This window comes from Sphingopyxis sp. RIFCSPHIGHO2_12_FULL_65_19 (assembly GCF_001830555.1).
Classification (GTDB): Bacteria; Pseudomonadota; Alphaproteobacteria; order Sphingomonadales; family Sphingomonadaceae; genus Sphingopyxis.
In genome coordinates, this window is sequence record NZ_MIAM01000011.1 from 21794 (window position 1) to 25610 (window position 3817).

Here is a 3817-nt window from a genome sequence, read left to right on the forward strand (position 1 = left end):
TCGCCAGATTCCCCGACACGCTGAAGAAGCCATGTTCGGGCGCCGAATACATGATCGGCAGCTGGCGGCCGAGCAGATGGTCGCCGCGGTTCGAGTAGATCTGGTTCATCATCTGGATCAGCGGATAATCGCGCGCGATCAGAATGCCCTGCTGGCGATAGCTGGGGAAACACATGTCGGCGCGGTCGATCGCCATCGTCGAGGCGACCGAAGTCGCCTCCTCGCCGGTGCACTTCATGTAGAAGCTGGTCTTGCCCTGGCGCTGGGCGCGAAACATGCGATCGTCAAACGCGCGCACGAGCATCATGTAACGAAGCATCGTGCGCAGACGCTCCGGGCTGAGCTTCGGGTCCCATTGTCCCTTCGCCTGCCCATCAAAGTCGAGCACACGCACAAGGCCATAGCTCAACTCTCGCATCGCGTCGGGCTTGGTCGCTTCACCGGGACGGGGCGTCGCTTCCACCGCCGGGACGTCGATATCGCCAAAATCGGGCGTATCGCCGGGGCGATAGCGCGGTTCGGGGATATGAAGCGACAGCGGCGGCAGATTGCTCGCCGGGCGCCCCAGATTTGCCTTGGGGTCCGTCTCGGGCATGTCCTCGTCCTTCAGGCGCGAATCAGCGCCTAGTTATATTTCAATGCGGCGACATATTATTACGGTCACCATACGAATGCAATGGCGGCGTCACACCGCGACGGGCGCGGAAATATGCGCTTGCGGCGCATAATCCTCGACCGCGAAATCATCGAACCGATAGTCGAAAATACTGTCCGGGCGCCGTTGGATACGCAGCTTTGGGCTGCCATTCGGCACGCGCGACAGCTGTTCTTCGACCAGGTCCGCATGGTTGAGGTAGAGATGGACGTCGCCGCCCGTCCACACCAGTTCGTGTGCATGAAGGTCGCATTGTTGTGCAATTAGCCGCGTCAGCAGTGCCGCTTCAAAAACATTGAAGGCAAAGCCAAGCCCAAGATCGCACGATCGCTGGAACAACAGGCACGACAGGCCGCCGTCGCTGCGGACGTGGAACTGATAGGTCATGTGGCACGGCGGCAAAGCCATGCGATCGAGATCGGCGACGTTCCAGCCCGTGAAAATGTGCCGCCGCGATCCCGGATTGTCACGCAATGACTTAATCAACGCCGCAATCTGGTTGTGCCCCTGCGCGCCAAGCCGATAAAGCCCCTCGCCCGCCGGTTCGTAACGCGGCCAGTTCACCCATTGATGACCATAGACTGGCCCGAGGTCGCCCCAGCGCGCGGCAAAATCATCGTCGGCGATGATCCGCGCCTCGAAATCGGGGGCGCTGATCGCCTCGCCCGTTTCGCGGCGATATTTATCGAGCGGCCAATCGGTCCATATTTTCACGCCCTGCGCGACGAGCGAGCGGATATTGGTATCGCCCGTCAGGAACCACAGCAGTTCGCGTGCCGCCGTCTTCCAATAAACGCGTTTGGTGGTGAGCAGAGGGATAGCGTCGTCGCGCAGCGAGAATCGCATCGTTTCGCCGAAGAGCGACCGCGTCCCCACCCCGGTCCGGTCGACACGCTCGTCGCCTTCGACCCAGATCCGGCGCATCAGGTCGAGATATTGAAGTTCATAATGGATGGAATCAGACAAGACACACTCCCGATATTCTTCCGACAGTTGCTAGGCCTCACGCCCCGCGCGGACAAGGGACCAGCGGGAACGACCCTTTCAAAGTCTCCGATGCGGGGCAGTCGGGCATAGTGAAACGCGCAACCTTGCCCCATGCCCGCGACAATGACCCTGTATGAACCCGTCGGCAAAGCGCCGGACCCGTCGGCACTGGCCGGATTCGTGCCGAGCGCATCCGAACAGCCTGTCGCGCGCCACTTGCTTCGCCCGCTGTTCGGCGACGAGCGCGAAACATTGCTGCTCGCGGGATTCGACGCCTTCCAACGGCTGGTCCGGCTGGAACGCACCGACGGCGATACCAGCGGGCGCTGCGCCGTTCCGCCGCGTTGCTGGCGCGCGTTGCTGGACGGCGGCATTGCGGAGGTGATCATGGCCCACAATCATCCTTCGGGCATCCCCTGGCCGAGCGATGCCGATATCCGAACGACCCACGATGCCGCGCTTTTCCTGCGGACGATCGGCATCGAACTGGTCGATCACCTGATTTTCGTGCCGGACGGGCATTTCAGCTTTCGTCACGCCCATATGATATAGCTGCGACAATCGCGCCTGAGGTGCCGATTGCCGCTTGAAGTTCACAGATTGCGCGTCTAGAGGACCGCCCTGCCTTCGCACCGGCCCGCCGGTGCAAAGATCGGTCGGGGAGTAGCTCAGCCTGGTAGAGCACTGTCTTCGGGAGGCAGGGGCCGGAGGTTCGAATCCTCTCTCCCCGACCAATTTCTTGCATATTGCAGATTTTGCACCGTCTCGTCTTGTAAGTCGGGGCGCGACACTCTAAATTCCTCTTACACCGCCATGGTTTTCCCCCTTTCCATCGCGGTGAGTGCCCAGCCTTCATCGGCGCGGGCGCGTCCTCCCTGGACCCTGGCCACCTCGTACTTCGGTACGGGGTGGTTTTTTTATTCGGCCGCTTGCGGGAATATTTCGTCCGATGGACATGCTCGCCCGGCGGCCGAGACAAGCTCAGCGAACCAGCCCCGCAGTTCGGCGACCCGCACCGGATTGGGCAGGCGTTCGGGCGTCAGGTAGAGGCTGCGATCGATCTCGATCTGCACCGCGTGGATTGCGTCGCCCGGACGCCCGTGCGACCGGATGATATGCCCCCCGGCATAGGGCTGGTTGCGCGAAACGGCGGCGTCGAGCCGCGCGGCCGATGCCATCACCAGATCGACCAGCCAGCCGCCCGCCGTAGTCCCGAAATGATCGCCCACGACGATTCGCGCGCCATGCCCCGGCTGCCCGGCCGGAATGGTCGGCATCGAATGCAGGTCGATCAAGATCGCGTGGCCGAACCGATCGCGCGCCGCCGCCAGCTCGTCGGCGATCGTCGTGTGATACGGTCGGTGGAGCGATTCGAGCCGCCAGTGGAGCGCCGCATGATCGACCGGCCGTTTCCACAAGGGTCCGCAATCAGCGAGTCGCGTCGGCACGACTCCCAGCCCCGCTCGTTCCTTGCGACCGGGCGCGGAAAACCGGCTCCGCAGCGCCATTGCGACCTCGCCCGGCGCCATCTGTCCCTCGCCGCGATTGCAATCGGCGACCGCACGCGCCCACCGCGCCTGAACAATCGTTCCGCCCGCATCGACCGCGCCAGCGGCGATGAGGTCGCACCACCCATCCTCGAGCCGTTCGAGTTGGCTCCGATCGACTCGCGCGGCTTCCAGTATTTCGGGGGGATAGATTCGCCCCGCGTGGGGCACCGACACGACCACGGGTCCATTTACCGCGGGCCGGTTGACAGCGATAGCGGCGGGCGGGATGCTGCGAAACGGCATCGCCCATGGGTGGCAAAAAAAGCGCGACGAATCCAGCGCCGCGCGTCAATTTGTTAAATCTCTGACGTTATGTCGACTATAGCTTAGAGGACGCAGCCAACGGGAACCGGCGGCGTCGAGGGACCAGGGAATATTTTCAGCATGATCCGCATTTTGCTGGCCGAAGATGACGATGTGATGCGCGAATATCTCGCGCGCGCGCTGACCAGCGCCGGCTATCATGTCACCGCGGTCGACCGGGGCACCGCCGCCGTGCCCTATATCGATTCGGGAACCTTTGACCTGCTGCTGTCCGATATCGTCATGCCCGAAATGGACGGCATCGAACTCGCGCAGCATACGGCCAAGGCCGCACCGCAAACGCAGGTCATGTTCATCACCG

4 protein-coding genes, 1 tRNA gene and 1 pseudogene are annotated in these 3817 nt (G+C 62.7%); 3 read left to right on the plus strand and 3 right to left on the minus strand.

Features of this window, described 5'->3' with window-relative positions:
• Nucleotides 1–595: pseudogene (locus A3E77_RS02385) on the minus strand (thiamine pyrophosphate-dependent enzyme); the annotation flags it as partial.
• 90 nt (nucleotides 596–685) lie between these two features.
• Complete coding sequence (thyA, locus tag A3E77_RS02390; RefSeq protein WP_293643305.1) at nucleotides 686–1621, minus strand: thymidylate synthase; 936 nt, start codon at nucleotides 1619–1621, stop codon at nucleotides 686–688.
• A gap of 144 nt (nucleotides 1622–1765) precedes the next feature.
• Between thyA and A3E77_RS02395 the strand changes: the two genes are divergently transcribed.
• Together A3E77_RS02395 and A3E77_RS02400 are read left to right on the plus strand one after the other, a co-directional pair.
• Nucleotides 1766–2194, plus strand: coding sequence for a JAB domain-containing protein (locus A3E77_RS02395; RefSeq protein ID WP_293643306.1), 429 nt, complete (start codon nucleotides 1766–1768; stop codon nucleotides 2192–2194).
• 105 nt (nucleotides 2195–2299) lie between these two features.
• Nucleotides 2300–2376: transfer RNA gene (locus A3E77_RS02400), tRNA-Pro, on the plus strand.
• A 183-nt stretch (nucleotides 2377–2559) separates the two neighbouring features.
• Here A3E77_RS02400 and A3E77_RS02405 read toward each other — a convergent pair.
• Entirely contained in the window at nucleotides 2560–3435 is an 876-nt protein-coding gene (locus A3E77_RS02405) for an N-formylglutamate amidohydrolase (RefSeq protein ID WP_293643307.1), read from the minus strand.
• Between the two features lie 141 nt (nucleotides 3436–3576).
• Here A3E77_RS02405 and A3E77_RS02410 point away from each other — a divergent pair.
• Nucleotides 3577–3817 (plus strand): response regulator (locus tag A3E77_RS02410; protein WP_293643308.1); only part of this gene is annotated, 241 nt, incomplete at its 3' end.